The 19,176-nt window shown below is 38.0% G+C and carries 24 protein-coding genes; all 24 read right to left on the bottom strand.

From position 1 onward, the window contains the following. Entirely contained in the window at positions 1-270 is a 270-nt protein-coding gene (gene fliQ / locus FJQ98_RS06180) for a flagellar biosynthesis protein FliQ (RefSeq protein WP_053594220.1), read from the bottom strand. Between the two features lie 13 nt (positions 271-283). After that, on the bottom strand, positions 284-949 hold the full coding sequence (gene fliP / locus FJQ98_RS06175; protein ID WP_053594219.1) for a flagellar type III secretion system pore protein FliP: 666 nt from the start codon (positions 947-949) through the stop codon (positions 284-286). Then, positions 946-1,623, bottom strand: coding sequence for a flagellar biosynthetic protein FliO (locus FJQ98_RS06170; protein ID WP_053594218.1), 678 nt, complete (start codon positions 1,621-1,623; stop codon positions 946-948). The genes fliP and FJQ98_RS06170 overlap by 4 nt, the downstream gene beginning before the upstream one ends. 4 nt (positions 1,624-1,627) lie before the next feature. Next, positions 1,628-1,990, bottom strand: a complete 363-nt coding sequence (locus FJQ98_RS06165) for a response regulator (protein ID WP_053594217.1) — start codon at positions 1,988-1,990, stop codon at positions 1,628-1,630. Positions 1,991-2,011: 21 nt separating this feature from the next. Further along, a complete protein-coding gene (gene fliY / locus FJQ98_RS06160; RefSeq protein ID WP_053594216.1) occupies positions 2,012-3,268 on the bottom strand; it encodes a flagellar motor switch phosphatase FliY in 1,257 nt (418 codons plus the stop codon). After that, the gene (gene fliM / locus FJQ98_RS06155; RefSeq protein ID WP_053594215.1) at positions 3,261-4,256 is read right to left on the bottom strand and encodes a flagellar motor switch protein FliM; all 996 of its coding nucleotides are present in this window, start codon (positions 4,254-4,256) and stop codon (positions 3,261-3,263) included. The genes fliY and fliM overlap by 8 nt, the downstream gene beginning before the upstream one ends. Positions 4,257-4,287: 31 nt before the next feature. Further along, the gene (fliL, locus tag FJQ98_RS06150) at positions 4,288-4,716 is read right to left on the bottom strand and encodes a flagellar basal body-associated protein FliL (RefSeq protein ID WP_053594214.1); all 429 of its coding nucleotides are present in this window, start codon (positions 4,714-4,716) and stop codon (positions 4,288-4,290) included. Beyond that, positions 4,706-4,927, bottom strand: coding sequence for a flagellar FlbD family protein (locus FJQ98_RS06145; protein ID WP_049668748.1), 222 nt, complete (start codon positions 4,925-4,927; stop codon positions 4,706-4,708). Before FJQ98_RS06145 ends, fliL begins: the two co-directional genes overlap by 11 nt. A 115-nt stretch (positions 4,928-5,042) precedes the next feature. Next, positions 5,043-6,008 carry a flagellar hook-basal body complex protein gene (locus FJQ98_RS06140; protein WP_053594213.1) on the bottom strand — a complete coding sequence of 322 codons (966 nt, stop codon included), beginning with the start codon at positions 6,006-6,008 and terminating at the stop codon, positions 5,043-5,045. A 79-nt stretch (positions 6,009-6,087) separates the two neighbouring features. Further along, positions 6,088-6,459 carry a TIGR02530 family flagellar biosynthesis protein gene (locus FJQ98_RS06135; protein WP_053594557.1) on the bottom strand — a complete coding sequence of 124 codons (372 nt, stop codon included), beginning with the start codon at positions 6,457-6,459 and terminating at the stop codon, positions 6,088-6,090. 15 nt (positions 6,460-6,474) lie between these two features. Beyond that, positions 6,475-7,152, bottom strand: a complete 678-nt coding sequence (gene flgD / locus FJQ98_RS06130) for a flagellar hook assembly protein FlgD (RefSeq protein ID WP_082340024.1) — start codon at positions 7,150-7,152, stop codon at positions 6,475-6,477. Between the two features lie 2 nt (positions 7,153-7,154). Further along, positions 7,155-8,429: a flagellar hook-length control protein FliK gene (locus FJQ98_RS06125; RefSeq protein WP_241774538.1), complete on the bottom strand. Its 1,275-nt coding sequence runs from the start codon at positions 8,427-8,429 to the stop codon at positions 7,155-7,157. A gap of 21 nt (positions 8,430-8,450) precedes the next feature. Beyond that, entirely contained in the window at positions 8,451-9,065 is a 615-nt protein-coding gene (locus tag FJQ98_RS06120) for a MotE family protein (protein ID WP_053594211.1), read from the bottom strand. Between the two features lie 4 nt (positions 9,066-9,069). After that, complete coding sequence (gene fliJ / locus FJQ98_RS06115) at positions 9,070-9,519, bottom strand: flagellar export protein FliJ (protein WP_053594210.1); 450 nt, start codon at positions 9,517-9,519, stop codon at positions 9,070-9,072. Next, the gene (gene fliI, locus FJQ98_RS06110) at positions 9,520-10,845 is read right to left on the bottom strand and encodes a flagellar protein export ATPase FliI (protein WP_053594209.1); all 1,326 of its coding nucleotides are present in this window, start codon (positions 10,843-10,845) and stop codon (positions 9,520-9,522) included. Positions 10,846-10,850: 5 nt separating this feature from the next. Next, a complete protein-coding gene (fliH, locus tag FJQ98_RS06105; protein WP_053594208.1) occupies positions 10,851-11,639 on the bottom strand; it encodes a flagellar assembly protein FliH in 789 nt (262 codons plus the stop codon). After that, complete coding sequence (fliG, locus tag FJQ98_RS06100) at positions 11,632-12,645, bottom strand: flagellar motor switch protein FliG (protein ID WP_053594207.1); 1,014 nt, start codon at positions 12,643-12,645, stop codon at positions 11,632-11,634. The genes fliH and fliG overlap by 8 nt, the downstream gene beginning before the upstream one ends. Before the next feature lie 15 nt (positions 12,646-12,660). Then, positions 12,661-14,253: a flagellar basal-body MS-ring/collar protein FliF gene (gene fliF, locus FJQ98_RS06095; RefSeq protein ID WP_053594206.1), complete on the bottom strand. Its 1,593-nt coding sequence runs from the start codon at positions 14,251-14,253 to the stop codon at positions 12,661-12,663. A 219-nt stretch (positions 14,254-14,472) separates the two neighbouring features. Then, positions 14,473-14,778, bottom strand: coding sequence for a flagellar hook-basal body complex protein FliE (gene fliE / locus FJQ98_RS06090; protein WP_053594205.1), 306 nt, complete (start codon positions 14,776-14,778; stop codon positions 14,473-14,475). 23 nt (positions 14,779-14,801) lie between these two features. Beyond that, the gene (gene flgC, locus FJQ98_RS06085) at positions 14,802-15,263 is read right to left on the bottom strand and encodes a flagellar basal body rod protein FlgC (protein WP_053594204.1); all 462 of its coding nucleotides are present in this window, start codon (positions 15,261-15,263) and stop codon (positions 14,802-14,804) included. A gap of 3 nt (positions 15,264-15,266) precedes the next feature. Beyond that, positions 15,267-15,659: a flagellar basal body rod protein FlgB gene (flgB, locus tag FJQ98_RS06080; RefSeq protein WP_053594203.1), complete on the bottom strand. Its 393-nt coding sequence runs from the start codon at positions 15,657-15,659 to the stop codon at positions 15,267-15,269. Positions 15,660-16,342: 683 nt separating this feature from the next. Then, entirely contained in the window at positions 16,343-17,122 is a 780-nt protein-coding gene (gene codY, locus FJQ98_RS06075) for a GTP-sensing pleiotropic transcriptional regulator CodY (RefSeq protein WP_053594202.1), read from the bottom strand. A gap of 87 nt (positions 17,123-17,209) precedes the next feature. Continuing rightward, positions 17,210-18,610 carry an ATP-dependent protease ATPase subunit HslU gene (gene hslU, locus FJQ98_RS06070; protein WP_053594201.1) on the bottom strand — a complete coding sequence of 467 codons (1,401 nt, stop codon included), beginning with the start codon at positions 18,608-18,610 and terminating at the stop codon, positions 17,210-17,212. Continuing rightward, positions 18,610-19,155 (bottom strand): ATP-dependent protease subunit HslV, encoded by a 546-nt coding sequence (gene hslV, locus FJQ98_RS06065; RefSeq protein ID WP_053594200.1) that lies wholly within the window; start codon positions 19,153-19,155, stop codon positions 18,610-18,612. Before hslV ends, hslU begins: the two co-directional genes overlap by 1 nt. Positions 19,156-19,176 lie beyond the last annotated feature (21 nt).

Genomic DNA, 19,176 nt, shown 5'->3' with positions numbered 1-19,176 from the left:
TCACCCTATATAACGCGTTAAATTCTCAAAAATGTCTCTCGCATAGCTTGTCACCTGTGATAACATCCATGGACCGAAAAATATGATGGCCACGAATACAGCGATGATTTTTGGAACGAATGCTAACGTTTGTTCTTGAATCGAAGTTGTTGCCTGAAAAACACTTACCGCTAAACCAGTGATTAAAGCAACTAATAGTAGCGGACCGCTTGTTAGAAGGATAATCATAATGGCACGCTCTGCAATTGAAATAACCAATTCACTTGTCATACAGTATCATCCCCTAAAAACTTTGTAGTAATGATTTCATCACAAGATACCAACCATCAACGAGTACAAATAATAAAATTTTAAACGGCAATGAAATCATAACCGGCGGTAACATCATCATCCCCATCGACATTAGAGTACTTGCGACAATCATATCGATTACTAGGAATGGAATAAAAATCATAAAACCAATTTGGAACGCTGTTTTAATCTCACTCAATGCGAAAGCAGGTACTAGCATTGTAAGAGGGATTTCTTCTACAGATGCCGGTTTTTCTGCTTGATTATACGTTAAAAACAAATCAAGGTCCTTTTGCCTTGTATGCTTACTCATAAACTCTTTAAACGGCTCACTGGCACGATCATATGCTTCTTCAATTCCAATTTCCTCAGAAAATAATGGCTGTAATGCCTCTTTATTGACCTCTTGAAATGTTGGAGCCATGATAAAGAATGTTAGAAACAAGGCAAGACCTACAATGACCTGGTTTGGCGGCATTTGCTGTGTCGCCAACGCAGTACGAACAAACGATAGCACAATAACAATTCGTGTAAACGATGTCATCAAAATTAATATACTCGGTGCTAGTGATAGAACAGTCAACAACAAGAGGAGCTGAACAGCACTTGAGACATTTGTCGGATCGCTGTTGGAAAAAATACTGATTGCATCATTCATTTATCATCATTCTCCTTTTGCTTCCATCTCTCCAGTTCTTCACTACGCTCCTGTTTAATTTCGGAAATCTTTTTTTCAAATAGTTCACCAAAAGAGTCTTGATTTTGCTGCGTCGATGAACTCTCATTATTTTTTCTCTTAAACTTAGAAAATACTTCTGCAATATACGGTGATGTTGCTGCAAATTCTTGTCGTTCATTATACAGTGCTAAAAGTGATGCAACTTCATCAGGATCAGTAATTTCACGTAACAACTGGACATCCTCACCGACCCCAACTAAATACAGTGTTTTACCTACTTGTAATAGTTGTACCGACTTTTGAGCACCTAACGATAAACCGCCTAAATTTTGTACCAATTGATTACGTTGAAAGTTTAAATTTCTTTTATTTAAAAACTTCATTAATCCATAAAATAAAGCTACAACAAAAATAAGCGCCAAAACCATTTTTATGTATTCCCATGCAGATATGTCTCCAGCTGCTTGTAAATCTGAATCATCTTGCTTAGCAGCTGGATCATTATCTTCTATACAATCTCCTTTTTTAATGCAGTCATTTACACTATTTGTGTTAGAGTCTGCATACACTGGAGTCGTTGTAGGGTACAAAAACAGGAAGGATACAAGAAATGCGAAAATCATCGTTAGACGAAATGATTTTAACATTTTCATGCAATCATCCTAGAGCTTTTTGAATCGCTTCAATTACACGATCAGCTTGGAAAGGCTTAACGATAAAGTCTTTCGCACCAGCTTGAATTGCATCGATTACCATTGCTTGTTGTCCCATTGCTGAACACATGATTACAGTTGCGCCTGGATCTGAGCCCTTAATCGCTTTAAGAGCAGCAATACCGTCCATTTCAGGCATTGTTATATCCATCGTTACTAAATCTGGCTTTAATTCATTGTACTTTTCAACAGCCTGTAAACCATCAGCTGCCTCCCCAACTACTTCAAATCCATTTTTCGATAAAATATCCTTGATCATCATGCGCATGAATGCAGCGTCGTCTACAATTAAAATTCTTTTAGACATGGTTAACTCCTCCAATTGAAACTATCTTAAATTATTTAAACGCTCTGCTTGACTTAAAACATCTGTAATACGGACACCGAAGTTTTCATCAATAACAACGACTTCACCTTTAGCGATTAAACGGCTATTTACTAAAATATCAACTGGTTCACCAGCTAATTTATCTAGTTCAATAATCGAACCACTAGATAGTTCTAAAATCTCTTTAACAGAACGCTTTGTACGTCCTAACTCTACAGTAACTTGTAATGGAATATCAAGTAGCATATTTAAATTTCTAGCTTCAGATTGCGAGATGACATTTGAATCAAAACTAGCAAACTGTGCTTGTTGAACATTGACCGGTTGAACAGGTCTTGTTGCTTGTGGAATCTGTTGTTGCTCTTGATATATTGGTTGCTGCACTGGCGCTGCCTGCTGTTGATATACTGGCTGTGCTGGCGGTTGTGTTACAGGTGCTTGTGGTTGCACGGGCGCTTGTGGTTGTACTGGTGCTTGTGTTTGTACAGGCGCTGGTGCTACTGGCGCTTCAGGCGCTATTGTTGCAGCCACAGGTTCCTCGATTGATTCTGTTTCTCCTAATAGAGATTTTACAATGTTTTGACTAAATTTAAGCGGTAATAATTGCATTAAATTTGAATCAATTAAGTTACCGATTTTCAATCTGAAGGATACTTTTACGAGTAAATCATCTTCTGGAATATTTTCTCGCCCTTCATTTTGAGAAATATTCATTAAATCAATTGATGGTGGAGAAATATCCACCTTTTTGTTGAATACCGTCGACATTGACGTAGCTGCAGAACCCATCATTTGGTTCATAGCTTCTTGAACAGCGCTCAGCTGAATTTCACCTAAGTCTGGCTTCGGATTTAAACCATCCCCACCTAACATTAAATCAGCAATAATCGCTGCATCGGATTGCTTAATAACAAGTAAATTCATACCTGTCAATCCGATCGTATATTCAACCTGTACGGCTACATAAGGATGAGGAAATTCCTCTTCTAATTTATTACGGTTGATCATTGAAATACTTGGGGTAGTAATATCTACTTTTTGACCTAATAACGCTGAAAGTGCTGTGGCAGAGCTGCCAAAAGATATATTTCCTACCTCACCTAACGCATCTTGGGCAAACGAATCGAGGTAGTCCTCTACTCGTAAATCATTTAAGTCCTCATTTGTAGAAGCTTCAGTGTCGCTGTTTTTATCTTCCAACGTTTCGCCCCTTAATAACGCTTCAATTTCTTCTTGGGAGAGCATTTCATCACTCATCTTCGTCTCCTCCTTTCAAAGGGTCGATAATCTGGATTGCTAATTTTTTGCCTTGCTTTCCGGGTTGAACTGTGAATTTCGGTAATGTTCCTACCTTTAATAGTAGTGGGTCTTCAATTTTTTGTTCTAATTGAATGACATCCCCAATCTGCATCGTGAGGAAATCCTCAACGGTGATGTCTGTAATACCTAGTTCAACGGAAAGAGGTAATTGTGCTTGTTTCACACGTGTTTCTAGCATTTTTGTTTGCTCTGGAGACATCTCTTTTGTATTTGCCTGCATCCAATAGCGAACAGAAAGATTTGGAACAATTGGCTCCAATACAACATGCGGAATACAAATATTAATCATACCGCTTGTCTCACCGATGATCGTATTTAATGAAATAACGACAACCGTTTCATTTGGTGAAATCATTTGTAAAAATTGAGGGTTGACCTCAAGCTCTACTAAAATCGGATCAATTTCCGCAACATTTTCCCACGCCTCACGTAAATTATCGAATGAACGTTCGAAAAGGTTTGTCATAATTTTAGTTTCAATTTCTGTTAAGTTATCCACATTACTATGACTCGCCCCGCTACCGCCCATTAAACGATCTAGCATTGAGTAGGCAATGTTCGGGTTTATTTCCATCAATATATTACCATCTAATGGCGGCACTTCAAACACATTAATGAGTGTCATATTCGGAATCGAACGAACAAACTCTTCAAATGGTATTTGGTCCACTGATGCAACTGTAATCTGCACATAGCTTCTCAGCTGTGCAGAAAAGAACGTTGTCAGTAATCGTGCAAAATTTTCATGTATTCGGGTCAAACTTCGGATTTGATCTTTTGAGAAACGTAGTGCTCGTTTAAAGTCATACACTTTAACCTTGCGCACCTCGTCCTCTTTTTTTATGTCATCAGCTGACATTTCCCCGGTTGATATTGCGGAAAGCAGCGCATCTATCTCTGATTGAGATAACACATCTCCTGCCATTTGCCCACCTCCATTTCAAGCAGTTTCTTTATTATTGAGTGATGAAGGAGGTAAAATAAACTTCCTGAACTTCTCCCTCTTGCATCAATTCATTTAATCGTGTTTTTAATGATTTTTGGAAAATTTGTTTACCTTGTTTACCTTCTAAATCTTTTTGCTCCATTTCGGAAAGCTCTTGGATAACAATGTTATTCACTTGGAAAACACGCTTCGTTAACTCTTCAGCAGCATCTTTATTTGTTGTTTGAATTTTTAACGACATGCGTACAATTTTGTTATCAGCTAGATTTGTCGTAATTTCCGGAACTTCTACAGAAGCTTCTACGATTTCATCAATTGTTGGTTCAAGAGATCCTGTTGGCTTATTAAATTGGTTAATCAATACAAAGGCAATAACTCCGATAAGTATGATTGCTACTAGTACGATGATAATCATCGTTAACATTTTGTTATTCTTCATCTTCTTCACCTCGTAGATGCGGGTTTGATAGTATTTGTATATTTTTATAAAAGGCTGTTACCTTTTGTCGCACCTCATCTTCACTCTGTAAAACAATGATTTTGGTTCCAGTCGTTAATGTTATGGTCGTATCTGGGAAAGATTCGACCGTTTCTATGTATAAAGCATTCAATGTAAATGCTTTCCCATTTAGACGTGTTAGTTCAATCATTGAAATAGGGCCGGGTCTAGCATGAGAGCCGGCCCGACCCTCCCTCATATGAAATTATGTTTTTAGTTTTGAGCACTTTGAAATCTTAACTGGTATTTCTTAACTTACAAATTACTTAGCGTTTTAAATTCACAAGCTCTTGAAGAATCTCATCAGAAGTTGTGATAATACGTGTATTTGATTGGAAACCACGTTGCGCTACAATCATTTCAGTAAACTCCTCTGAAAGGTCTACATTGGACATTTCTAGGTAGCCAGCTTCAACGGAACCAATCCCTCCTACTGATCCAACTTGAGCGTATGGTTGTCCAGAGTTTGCTGAAGTTTGGTAGTAGTTCCCCCCCACTTTTTCAAGGCCACCAGCATTTGGGAACTTTGCAAGTATGAGTTGACCTGCATATTGTTTGTCACCTTTATAGTCTACATACTGAACTGTACCATCTTTACCAATAGACATTGATTGTGCTGTTGTAGGAATACGAATCGGTGAAATTTCAGTTGCGAAATCCATATCCTCTGCGATATTACCTTCTATATCAGCTAGTCCATTCGCTGCTCTTTGTTCGTCAGCTGCAGAACCATCGATTGAATCACCATCAGCAGAAATCGATAACTCATCACTTGCGTGACCGACTAAATATTTACCATCGGCGTTCACTAAATATCCATTTCTATCCATATAGAAGTTACCAGCACGTGTATAGAGAATATTGCTGTAACCCTCTGCATCTAGTACCCCATCTTCATCAGGTGCGCCATTTGCATCACCTACCATGAAGAATCCATCACCAGATATAGCTAAGTCTAACTCGCGAAAAGTTGTTTGCATTGAACCTGTACCGTGAATTGTATCGATTGCAGCAAGTTGTGAACCTAAACCGATTTGTTTAGCGTTAACACCACCACGAGTTTGAGTAGGTGAAGAGGCACCTGCTGACGTTTGAGACATTAAATCTTTAAATACTACACGTCCTTTTTTAAAGCCGTAAGTATTAACGTTTGAGATATTATTCCCAATTACATCCAGCTTAGTTTGGAAGTTTTTTAAACCTGAAATACCAGAATACATAGAACGTAACATAATGTCGTTCTCCCTTCGTCTATTAATTGTATGCTTCTATCAATCAGCACACTTAGGCCTCCTATCACAGGTCCAGCCTTTACAGCACGATTGTGCCATCAATATTAGTAAATATTTGCTGTTTTGCTTCCGTGCGGTCCATTGCTGTAATGACAGTAGCGTTTTTAGCACTGACAATTAAAGCTGCTTGATCCATCAAGACTAATGGTTGTTTGACACCTTTTGAGTGCGCTTCAAATACCTTGTCCGATACAACCTGCCATTCTTGTTCAGTAATCTCTATATTGCGCTCGATAATACGTTCATGCGCATGCTTGCTCACTTTTAATTCTTGTTGATTGGTAGCTTCCTGTAAATGAGCTTTAAATGATTGCTGTGTTTGTAAGGGCTTAGGTTGCGTTTGGCGAATAGATGGATGCAATGGTACACGATGAATTGAAAACTTATCCATCATTCTTCTCCACCTTTATTCGCTGATTTCGGTAAATTCTTTATCTGTTAATTTTTTGTCGTTATCTAATAAGTAATAAATAACGCCATCTTTACTCGTTACAGAAACGATACGTCCTTGTAGTTCTTGCTCGCCGTCTTTATAGGTAACTTTTTTACCAATTAGCTTGCTTGCTTGTACAAGAGGAGATTCTGTTTCAGTATTGTTATCTCCTGAACCACCTAAAATAGCTGAGATATTGCCAGGCGTTATTTCCTTACCATCAGCTAATACGAATACTACATCTCCGTCTACAAATTTCAACGATTCAATAATGCCTGTTCCTTCATTGATAATAGGCTTCTTGTCTTCATCCAACTCATCTGTTATCTCATGCCATTTTACTTCTTTACCAACAAATGTTGTATAACTCATAAGCTGTGTTTGTTGCTGTGAGGCTAGTAATGATTCCATCGTTTTTGTCATATTTTGCATTTGCTCTAAAGAAGAGAATTGTGCCATTTGAGAAATGAATTCTCGGTCGTCCATAGGATTTGTTGGATCCTGATGTTGCAATTGCGTAATTAATAATTGCAGGAAAGCATCCTTACCGAGTTCGCTATTACCAGTTTGCCTAACTGGTTTCTTATAGTTCGAATAGTAAAAGTCATCCGTTATTTTTCCAGTCATTTTATCAGTCTTTGTATCCGCCACTCCTACACCTCCTCACTTATTAAATATTCACTAAATGATTTACCTTCATCATCATCGTCACTTTTTTGCTCCTGCTCATCTTCCTGTTGTTGCTTAAAGAAATTATTGAAGAAACTTTGGTCGCGTTGTTGGCGATCTGCATCTTGCAATGACTGAGCAATATCGAGACGATCAACTTGAATATTTTGCTGTACAAAGGCTTGCTTTAATTGATGTGCCTGACTATCAAGTAATTCACGTCCATGAGCTGTTGAAGCAAGTAGTCGAGCAGTGAGGACACCGTCATTTTGTACTAGCTCGATACGAATTGTCCCTAGATTTTCTGGATACAATTTCAATGTTAAGCGGGTAATACCTTGCGCATTAGAGATTTGGGCTCTATTGATGATTGCTTGCATCTCTTTCAATAATGCCTCAGATTGTGCTGGTTTTGCTGCTGGCAGAGTTACTTGGAATGTATCTGCTTTTGTTTGGACCGTATTAGATGTCACCATTTCATTAGCACTTGTATCTGCCTGTTTGGTAACCTGTACTTGCTGAACTACTTTCTGAAAGCCTTGTAACGGAAGTGTTACTGTTGTTTTGGTTGTTACCTGCTGTGCACCCGTCTCTACTTGTGTTTGCATCGTTGTTAAAAGACTCTTAATGTTAGTTAGTAAGCTTTCTTGTTGAGCTGTTAAGTCCGTTTTCTGTCCAACTAATTGGGCTAACTTTAATACTTGGAGTAATTGTGTTGCTTCGTTCGGTGTTACTTGTCCTTCACCTTGTAAAGCTGCTACAACTTGTGCTTGAAGCATTGGTGCCTGTGCGTCTACTAGCACTAAAAGCTCCCATACATCTTTCGCTTCCTTATCCTCCCCTAGCAACTGTCGAACTAATTTTTGAAGTTGCTCGGAATCAATTCCTAATGCATCCATTAAATTTTCAAGATTCAGCATTTCATCTATCGCAACAGCTTTGCCCTCTTCACCAATTTGAAGCATTAATAAGCCATCGTCGTGTGGAATATCTAGTAAGTCTAGTACGTCTTCAATAGATTCAGCATTTAAAACTTCTGCTAATCCTGCTATATCTTTTGTTTCTGTTGACTGTGTAGACTGCGGTGTTTGATTTGAAGAAATAATTTGTCCAAAAACAGAACCAAACGTCGATGATTTTTCTTTGTTCGACGTTCCACTTGCTTTAACATCGGAATTTCCAACTGTTGTAGGTTTTGTAGCTGCAGTTTTAGTTGGTACAGATTTGGATATCATTTGCATCATTGCCACATCCATCATTTCACCTCCTTTCAGAATTCCTTATTGTTTAGCCATCATTTCCGTATATTTCGCTGCATCTTGTGGATCCATTTTTTCTAGAATCGCTGCTAATTTATCCGGCTTTAAGTTTGTTAAAATACGAAGTGCTTCCGTATCACTCATTTTAATAAGGACTGGCGCTGCTGCTTTAGGGGACATCTTATCAAATGTTTTTAAAATGTCATTGTAGTCACGCTTTACGTCATCTTGCTCCCTATTTAATTTTTCAACTTCAAATTGTAACTGCTCATTTTCTGTCGTTAGCTTTTCTTTCTCAGTTGTTGCCGTATCCAATTTCTTTTGCAGCTGTGCGATTTCCGCTTCTTTTTCTTGTACATCAGCCTGTAATTTTACAACCTTCGAATCATTATTAACCACAGCCTCTTTTGCTTGTTGTTCTTCTGAAGGAACGAACGGTAAGCTTTCATATGCCTTCTTACCTAAATCAAAGACATTCGTATTCATTAAGGTTGCCACAACAAGTAGAACTGCTACTACAAACATAATAGGTATTACAAACCACATAAAAAACTTTCGAAAGCCACCTGATTTACGTTTGGGTGGTTGTGGTTGTTCCGCTAACTCCGCTTTAAGTCGATTATCTTTTTTTGCCATGAAATCACCTGATTTCTCTCTTGTTATACGTAAGCGATGAAATCTCATCTAAAAAAATGCCTTCGATACGATCCTGTTCCTGCTGGAATATCTTAAAATCTTTTTCTCGCATTTTTTCAAATTTACGTACTTCCAAGTTTTTTTCTAATAATTTTTCTTCGTGCCAATTCATTTTTGCACGGGCTTGTACAACTTTCTGCTGTACATCAGCAATTGTTTTTTCGAGGCTATCAATAAATCGGGCGTAGTGATGAATCTCCTCTATTGATGAACCTACAGCTAAACGTTCCTGTTGAAACTCTAATAAATCTTCTTTCTTTTTCAGCAAGTCGTATAGCTTTGTTGCTATTTCTTCAAAAGAACGTACAGATTCTTTATAAGCCATTTCAGTTTCATTTTTTTCCTGCTCTCGAATGGTTAACACTTTTTCAAAACGATAAGTATAACTTACCATCTAATTTCCACCACCGTTCGATAATGTAATTAACTCATTCATACTTTCCTCAAGAGTCACTTTATCTAAATAACCTTGCTTTAAATAAGCGGTAATGAGAGGTTCATAGTAAATCGCTTCATCAATTTCTTTTGATGTTCCTCGCTTATAGGCACCGATGTTAATTAGATCCTCCGACTTGTCATATGTATAATAGAGCTCCCTTAATCGTTCTGCCGCCTTTTTGTGCTCTGGCTCAGCCACATGATTCATCAAACGGCTGACGCTTTTCAAGACATTAATAGCTGGATATTGACCTTTATTAGCAAGGTTTCGATCAAGAACAATATGACCATCTAAAATCCCTCGCACAGTATCTGCAATTGGCTCGTTCATATCATCACCATCTACTAAAACTGTATAAAAGGCAGTAATAGAACCCTTCTCATTAGTACCTGTGCGCTCTAAAAGCTTTGGTAAAATCGCAAATACAGAGGGTGTATATCCTTTTTGAGCTGGTGGTTCACCTGTCGCAAGGCCAATCTCACGCTGTGCCATTGCAACACGAGTCACAGAGTCCATCATCAACATGACATTTAAACCGCGATTTCTAAAATATTCGGCAATTGCTGTTGCGGTAAAGGCCCCTTTAATCCGCATTAGTGCAGGCTGATCAGAAGTGGCAGCTACTACTATTGATCGGCTTAAACCCTCTGGCCCTAAATCACGCTCTATAAACTCACGGACCTCACGACCACGCTCTCCAATTAGTGCGATGACGTTTAAATCAGCTTGGGTATTTCGCGCAATCATACCGAGCAATGTACTTTTCCCGACCCCAGAACCAGCGAAAATACCTACACGTTGTCCATTACCAACTGTTAGCATGCCATCAATTGCTTTAACACCTACTTCAAGTCTTTCATCAATAGGTGGGCGTGTTAGTGGGTTTGGTGGATCCTGCTCTGTCGGAACTGACATTAATCCTTTTGGTAAAATAGTTCCATCTATTGGATTTCCCATAGAATCAAGTACCTTACCGATTAGCTCGGGGCCCACTTTCACTTCTAGCGGTGCCCCTGTACCTTCAACTAGGCAGCCAATCGATATTTCCCGAAGAGAGGTAAATGGCATTAAGATGACAATTTCATCTTTGAAGCCTACAACCTCTGCTAAGATGATTTGATGGCCGTTTTTTGAAGTTTCCACATGAATTTTGCAGACATCACCGATGGAACTATCTGGACCTTGCGACTCAATCATCAAGCCGACAACTCTAGTTACTCTACCAAATTTTTTAAAGGTTGGTATTTGAGGAATTTGTTCGATTAATTGAGCCGTTTTCATCTAGATCATTCCTTACTTTCTAATATTTCATGTAGCTTCAATCTTAGTTCATTTAATTGCTCATCAATACTTACAACAATACGGCCATGATTTGTTTCGATATAGCAATCTGTTTCATTTTCTAAATCCTCATTTACGAAAATCATAAATGGTACGTCAGTTGGGAACATTTCAGCTAGTTCATCCCGATTAGAAGTAATTAATGCATAGTATGTAGGTGAAACATAAATTTTTATTTCCTTCATTTCTCTCGCTTCCTTAAGTCCTCTGCGAACGATTGAAATAAATAATTCATTGGCTCGCTCTAAAGATGCATCAATAATTCGCTCTGCTGCAGTTAAGCCTAGCTCTAAAATAATCGCTTCCTGATCTTCAATATATTTCTGAGCGTTTTCCCTCGACTGAATGATTACCTCATTGGCCGTTTGGAGAGATTGTGCCATCGCTTCATTCGCTTTGTTTGTCCCATCCTCATAGCCCTGACCAAATCCTTCATCATAAGCCGCTTGCACTCGATTAGGTCGCTCTTCTTCCCAACCTTGCTTTAAATGTTCAATTTCCTGAAAGAACATTTGCTTCTCTTGTTCAAAAGCTTCACGTTCAGCCTGTAAAGTAGCTCTAGCCTCTGCAAATAAACGATCACGTTCTCCCAGCACTTCTTCCATAGAAATTTGTTTTTGAGGTGAAATTTCTTCATTTTCTCCCTCATGCATTTCAAACATGTCACGAATTTGAATATTTTTTACATTATCGCCATTGGACTGTGTGTGTATAGAACGGATGATTCTAGACAATGACGTCATCTCCTCCACCACGTGCAATAATAATCTCACCAGCATCCTCTAAGCGACGAATAACCGCAACAATTCGAGATTGCGCCTCCTCTACGTCACGTAAACGTACAGGTCCCATAATTTCCATTTCTTCTTTAAATGTCTCAGCCATACGTTGTGACATATTGCGGAAAATAATGTCTTTTACTTCTTCACTTGAAACTTTCATTGAAAGCAGTAAGTCTTCATTTTCACAATCACGAATAACACGTTGAATCGAACGGTTGTCAAGCGTAACAATATCCTCGAATACAAACATACGTTTTTTGATTTCTTCTGCAAGCTCTGGATCTTGAATTTCGAGTGCATCGAGAATCGTTTTTTCCGTTTGTCGGTCTACACCATTTAACACTTCAACAACTGCATCAATGCCACCTGTTTCTGTGTAATCCTGTGTAACAGTCGATGATAATTTACGCTCTAATACAGATTCAATTTCACTAATAACCTCTGGTGATGTTGATTCCATTACGGCTATACGTTTCGCAATATCAGCCTGTACTTCCTGCGGCAATGAAGATAAAATAACACCCGCTTGCCCTGCTTCTAAATAAGATAGAATAAGGGCAATTGTTTGTGGATGTTCATTTTGAATAAAGTTAAAAATTTGTGCTGGATCAGCTCTACGTGCAAAGTCAAAGGGACGCACTTGTAAAGAAGATGTTAGGCGATTAATAATCGTTTGTGCCTGCTCTACACCAAGCGCCTTCTCCAATACTGTCTTCGCGTAACCAATACCACCCTGTGTAATATAATCTTGCGCAAGTGCAATATTGTGGAATTCTTCAATAATTTCCTCTTTAACATTTGCTTCTACTTTTTTAACACTTGAAATTTCTAATGTTAAACGTTCAATTTCTTCCTCTGTTAAATGTTTATAGACAGAAGCTGAAACCTCAGGCCCTAATGAAATTAACAAGAGAGCGGCCTTTTGTTTTCCGGTTAATTCCTTATCTTTCTTGGACACATCCGAACCTCCTAGTTAGTCTTCCGCAATCCAACTACGCAGTAACTTCGCAAAATCGTCTGGCTTCTCTTTTGCCATTTTTTCTAGCTGCTTACGACGCATTGTAGCTTCCGTTTCAATTTCTTCATTAATATCTTCAATCATTAGTTCTTCTTGTTCTTCTAGGATGCTAAGCTCTTCTTCTTCCTGCTCACGTTTACGTGAACGGATAATAAAGAATGCAAGCAATAATATTACAGCTAGTAATATTCCGCCGATTACCCAAACCCACCATGGAATAACAGATTTTTCGTTCGCTACATCTGTTGCCTTACCATTTAAAGGTTGTACTGAAACAGCTACTTTTTCATCAATTTGGTCTTGAGTAAGCTCAGCTGCTACGTCTTTAGAAATCGTCGTACGAACAATAGTACTTAATATTTTCTCAATATCCTCACGAACCCCATCTGGTAATGATGCCGCATCAGCTGCTGTCGGTGGTTCAACAATTACCTGGATACCAATATCTTGAACTTTATATGGTGCCTCTTGAATATCTTTGCGAATACGGTTTACGTCATTATTAATTGTTTCTTCAGTACGTTCGTAATCTCCATTACCCGTTGCACCTTCGTTATAAGTTGTGAAGTTATCTGTCGTCGTTTCAGCTTCAGGTGTACCAGTGGCTGCTGCTCCTGTACCAGAATATTGCTCTGTAATACGTTGAGCACTAATAGCAATACCTTCCATATTCTCTTCGTCAACCGGCGTAACTAGGTTTTCTTCACGATTTTCTTTTTTGAAATCAATGTCTGTTGTCACAGAAACTATTACTTTGTCTTGTCCCATTAACGTACCTAGCATACTTTGCACTTGACGTTGTAGATCACGCTCAACCAATTTCTTCGCTTGTAACTGACCTTCAGCTGTCGTTGTTGAAGTACCATCAGCAGTTGCAGCGTGCAGATCAAAGTACTCGGAGAATTGGTTAGAAATAACAATGTTATCTGTGTTTAAATTCGGAATACTTTTTGCTACTAAGTTGTACATAGTGGCAATTTGTTGCTCTGTAAATTTATAGCCAGGGTCTGTGTTCAAAACAATAGATGCTGTCGCTTCTTCTTTTACATCTTTTAAGAAAACTCCCTCTTCAGGAACGTTAATCATTACCTTTGCATCTTTTACACCTTCTAGATTTTTAATGAGTTTTGCTATTTCTGTTTCAGTTGCTGCTTTTTTTAATAGGTTAAACTCATTATCTGTCATACCAAATCCAGAGCTGTTTGCAAAAGAGTAATCAATCGTGCCTGTTTGCGGATATCCTTCCGATGCCAATTGCACTAACAATGCATCTACTTGTTCTTCAGGTACTAAAATTGATGTCCCTCCTGGTGCAATTTCATATTTTACACCTTGGGAATCCAACGCTTCCTTCACTTGACCGATTTCTCTTGTCGATAAATCCTTATAAAGTGGTACATATGTAGTTTTTGTAGCAAAAATTGTTATTACGGTAGCAAGCAATAGAACTCCTAATACTGAGCCAATCATTACAATTTTTTGTTTTTTACTACGACTTGTCCAAAATTGGCTGGTGTCGTTTTTTATTTTCGTCAATCGTTCATTCATTATGAATCCTCCGGTTATAGTGAATAACCTATCCATCTAATAATTCGCGAAAACAGTGATATCCCATAACATTCAATCATTATTACATAATGGGTTGATTTCCGTTCCGGCTGGGCGCTTTCCTGGGGGCGTCCAACCTTCCATCATTCATTCAAAAAAGTTTAAATTATGGGATATATCCTTTACTTCAATAGTGAATGTATCACTTGTTCAATAAAGTTAGACACTCATTCGCATTATTTCTTGGTAAGCTTCAATCACCTTATTGCGAACTTCCATTGTTGCATTTAATGTAATGCTCGCTTTTTGTGATGCAATCATCACTTCGTGCAACTCTACATCTCCACCAGTAATTAGCTTTTGAGTAAGATTATCAGAAGTAATTTGTTGATCATTAACTTTCGCTATTGCTTCTTTTAATGAGTTCGCAAAGTTTTGCTGTGCTTCATAAGGTGTTGTATTAAGTTTATTTGTTTCATTTACAACCTGCGTAGGTGTCATTAGTGAAACGGACGAAATTGTCATTATGTATCTTCCTTTCTTCTTATTTATTTACCAATCTCTAACGCCTTTGTCAGCATGGATTTATTTGCATTCAATACAGTTACGTTTGCCTCGTAGGAACGAGTGGCTGACATTAAATCTACCATTTCTTTTAATGGATCTACATTTGGCATATTTACATAGCCATCTGCGTTTGCATCTGGATGAGTTGGATCATACACAAGTTTGAAAGGTGTTTCTCTATCTTCTTTTATTTGTGTAACTTTTACGCCGTTGCCAACGCCACTTTTTGCGTTTTTACCAAGTGCAACATTAAAGAACTTTGAAAACTGTCCCTCTTGAGCTGTAAATGTCACAGACTTCCGGCGGTATGGTTCCCACTCCCCATTCACTTGTCTAGCACGCGTTGTATCCACATTTGCCATATTAGAAGAAATGACATCCATTCGTAAACGCTGTGATGTTAAAGCTGAGGCAGTGGTATTCATTCCATGAAAAATAGACATCTATTACTTACCTCCTTTAATAACAGTATTTAATGTATTTAACTTACCGTTCATACGGTCAGTTAATGCATTGTAGTAGATTTGATTTTCTGCCAATTTCGCCTGTTCAGCGTCCATATCTACAGCATTACCATTATTTCGATAACGTAAGCCATCAATATTATTCACACCAGGCGTAGATTGTCGAATCGCAAAATCATAATGTCTATTATCTGTACGATATGCCGAAATTGATAGTTGCTGTTCTTTCTCCAACATATCCTTAAAACTTACATTTTTCGCTTTATAATTTGGCGTATCGACATTCGCAATGTTATTGGCGATTGTTTTATGATTTAAAGTTGCATAGGAAAGTCCGTTTTCCAGGCTACTAATAGTTCCTCCGAATAAATTCAAAACCATTCACCTCATTTTATGTATTTCTATTTCTTATTTTATCCAATAATACAATTGTAATTAAGATGCTACCTAGTGTCTATTGTCTTTTGTCACTTTTTAATAGTATATACGCCCTATTTTTTAACATGTATAACCAGGACAAAACTTCTGCACCCCTTGCGCCACCTGCTTTCGTTGTGGTTCAACTTGTTTCTAGTTATTTTACACTATTTCGACAGTGTTTACGGTTTTGGGATTAAATATTTCCCTTTTTTTTACTTTTAGTAGTAAACACACTGTCTAAATTTGGGTTCTTTTTTACTATTCTAACCTAAACTCGGAATATTCAAAAAATGTTTAAAGAAGATTCCATAACCATCTTACTAGTAACAATAGGAGCATTGTTTTTTTATTTTTATGCTAAAAGTTGTGTGTATCATTGGAATCTGATTTAGGGAAAAAGCAACGACATCAGCGTCTAAGAGGAATAAAAACATACCTATAGGAAATACGAAAAAGGATTAAAACATAGATGATTCCTCCCCCCCATTTAGTACTATATCATAGTCTGACTTAATTGAAGCATTGTAAATCATCTATAAATTTCCTCAAATTTTTGTCGAATTACGAAAAAATTCAAAAAGGCATCCGGAAAAAATCATTCCAGATGCCTTGTAACGTTCCCAAAGGACGCTTTATTATTATTTCATTTTAATTTCAGCTAATGCATTTAAGAATTTATCGTTTAGTACTTTAATATAAGTACCCTTCATACCTAGAGAGCGAGATTCGATTACACCTGCAGATTCTAGTTTACGTAATGCGTTTACGATTACTGAACGTGTAATACCCACTCGGTCTGCAATTTTTGAAGCAACAAGTAAGCCTTCATGTCCGTCAAGTTCTTCAAAGATATGTTCAATAGCCTCTAATTCACTGTATGAAAGAGAATTAATCGCCATTTGTACAACAGCTTTACTACGAGCTTCCTCTTCAATTTCCTCAGATTTTTCACGTAAAATTTCCATACCAACTACTGTTGCACCATACTCAGCTAAGATTAAATCATCATCCTCGAATTGTGCAGATAAACGAGCAAGAATTAATGTACCAAGACGCTCACCACCACCAACAATCGGTACGATAGTTGTTAATGCGTTTTGGAATAACTCTTTGTTTTCAATTGGGAAAGCAGTATGTTCGTCATGAATATCTAGATTTGAAGATGTCTCAGAAATTGTAAACAAGCTATGTGTGTATTCTTCTGGGAATTGACGCTCTTCGAACATCTTTTTCATGCGTTCGTTTTCAATTTGTTGGTGAATTGAAATGCCTAAAAGCTTCCCTTTACGGCTTACAATATAAACATTACTGTCTATAATATCTCCTAATGTATCTGCCATTTCTTTAAAGTTTACCGGTTTACCAGCAGATGCTTGGAGCATCGAGTTAATTTTACGTGTTTTTTCTAATAAATTCATTATATGTTCCTCCTATAAATAATCCGAAGAGTATTTGCTTAATATTCTAAAGGTTTTTACAACTGAATGGTACTATTCAGCCTTATCTTACAATATAAACTGTGACAAATCTTTGTTCTTTACTATACCTGCAAGTTTTTGATTTACATACGCTGCAGTGATTGGAATATTTGCAGGTGCAATTTCAGCTGCTTCAAACGATAATTCTTCCAGCAAACGTTCTAAAATCGTGTGCAAACGTCGAGCTCCGATATTATCAGTTTCCTGATTGACCTCTGTTGCAATTTCTGCAATTCGTTCAATCGCATCTTCTGTAAAGTTTATTTCCACACCCTCTGTTTCTAACAACGCCTTGTATTGTAGAATAAGCGATTGGTCTGGCTCTTGCAAAATACGTACAAAATCTTGCTTCGTTAATTTTTCAAGTTCTACTCGAATCGGGAATCGACCTTGCAATTCAGGAATTAAGTCTGACGGCTTCGACATATGAAATGCTCCAGCTGCAATGAAAAGCATAAAGTCTGTTTTTACAGCACCGTACTTCGTTGTTACAGTAGAACCTTCAACGATTGGCAGAATATCACGTTGTACACCCTCACGTGATACATTCGCAGAAGTGTTACCTTCCTTACTAGCGATTTTATCAATTTCATCAATAAAAATAATGCCTGACTGTTCAGCTCTTGAAATGGCTTCTTGCGCAACTTCGTCTGCATCTATCAGCTTATTCGCTTCCTCGATAGTTAAAATGCGTCGTGCATCTTTCACTTGTACACGGCGTTTTTTTTGCTTTTTAGGCATCAAACTAGATAGCATATCCTGCATACCACTGTTTGCAGACATATCCATGCCCGTTCCTTGTAATGCATCAAAAATAGAAGGATTTTGTTCCGTCACTTCAACTGTAATCCATTCATTTTCTAATTTACCGTTACGTAAATCGATAGCGATTTGCGCACGTTTGGAACGTACCTCAGTTTCTTCAGTAGAAGTATCGTCATTGGATTGCTGTTCTTTACCACCAAATAACATTTCAAACGGATTTTGCATGGATTGTTTTTTTCGTAAGGAAGGAACTAATAGCTTAACGATTGCTTCGTTTGCTAACTGTTCCGCTTGCTCCTTCACAGACTCCATCATTTCTTCCTTTACAAGACGATGTGAAGCTTCTACTACATCACGTACCATTGACTCTACGTCGCGACCAACATACCCTACTTCTGTAAACTTCGTTGCTTCCACTTTCACAAATGGCGCATTCGTTAGCTTCGCAATTCTTCGAGCAATTTCTGTTTTTCCGACACCTGTAGGTCCGATCATCAGAATATTCTTCGGAATTACTTCAGCCTTCATCTCATCACTTAATAGTGAGCGACGATAACGATTACGTAGTGCAATAGCTACTGCTCGCTTTGCTTCATTTTGTCCAACGATATAACGATCCAAATGCTCAGTAATTTGTCTTGGCGTTAAATTATTTTGTGTCATTAGTTAAGCGCCTCCACGATAATATTATGATTCGTAAATACACAGATCTCAGCAGCAGTTCCTAATGCCGCTTCTGCAATTTCACGCGCAGACATTGTATCACCTGCATATTTTTTTAGAGCACGGCCTGCAGATAATGCATAGTTACCTCCAGAACCAATTGCCAAAATACCATCATCTGGTTCAATCACTTCTCCTGTACCCGAAACGAGAAGGAGCGTATTTTTATCCATTACAAGTAGCATAGCCTCTAATTGGCGTAGCATTTTATCACCGCGCCACTGTTTTGCCACTTCTACTGCCGCACGTTGTAAGTTACCATTGTATTCATTTAACTTTCCTTCAAACATCTCAAAAAGTGTAAAAGCATCGGCAACTGATCCTGCAAATCCAGCAAGCACCTGCCCATTAAACAGACGTCTGACCTTCCTTGCTGTACCCTTCATCACAACTGCATTCCCTAGGGTCACTTGGCCGTCACCAGCCATGGCGCAACCTCCATTATGATGAACTGCAAATATTGTTGTTGCATGAATTTGTCCCATTCGCCTTCCTCCTTAGCTTTA

This window comes from Lysinibacillus agricola (assembly GCF_016638705.1).
In the GTDB taxonomy this organism is placed as follows: domain Bacteria; phylum Bacillota; class Bacilli; order Bacillales_A; family Planococcaceae; genus Lysinibacillus; species Lysinibacillus agricola.
Note: the sequence above shows the minus strand (reverse complement) of the source record. Positions and strands in the feature narration are given on the sequence as shown.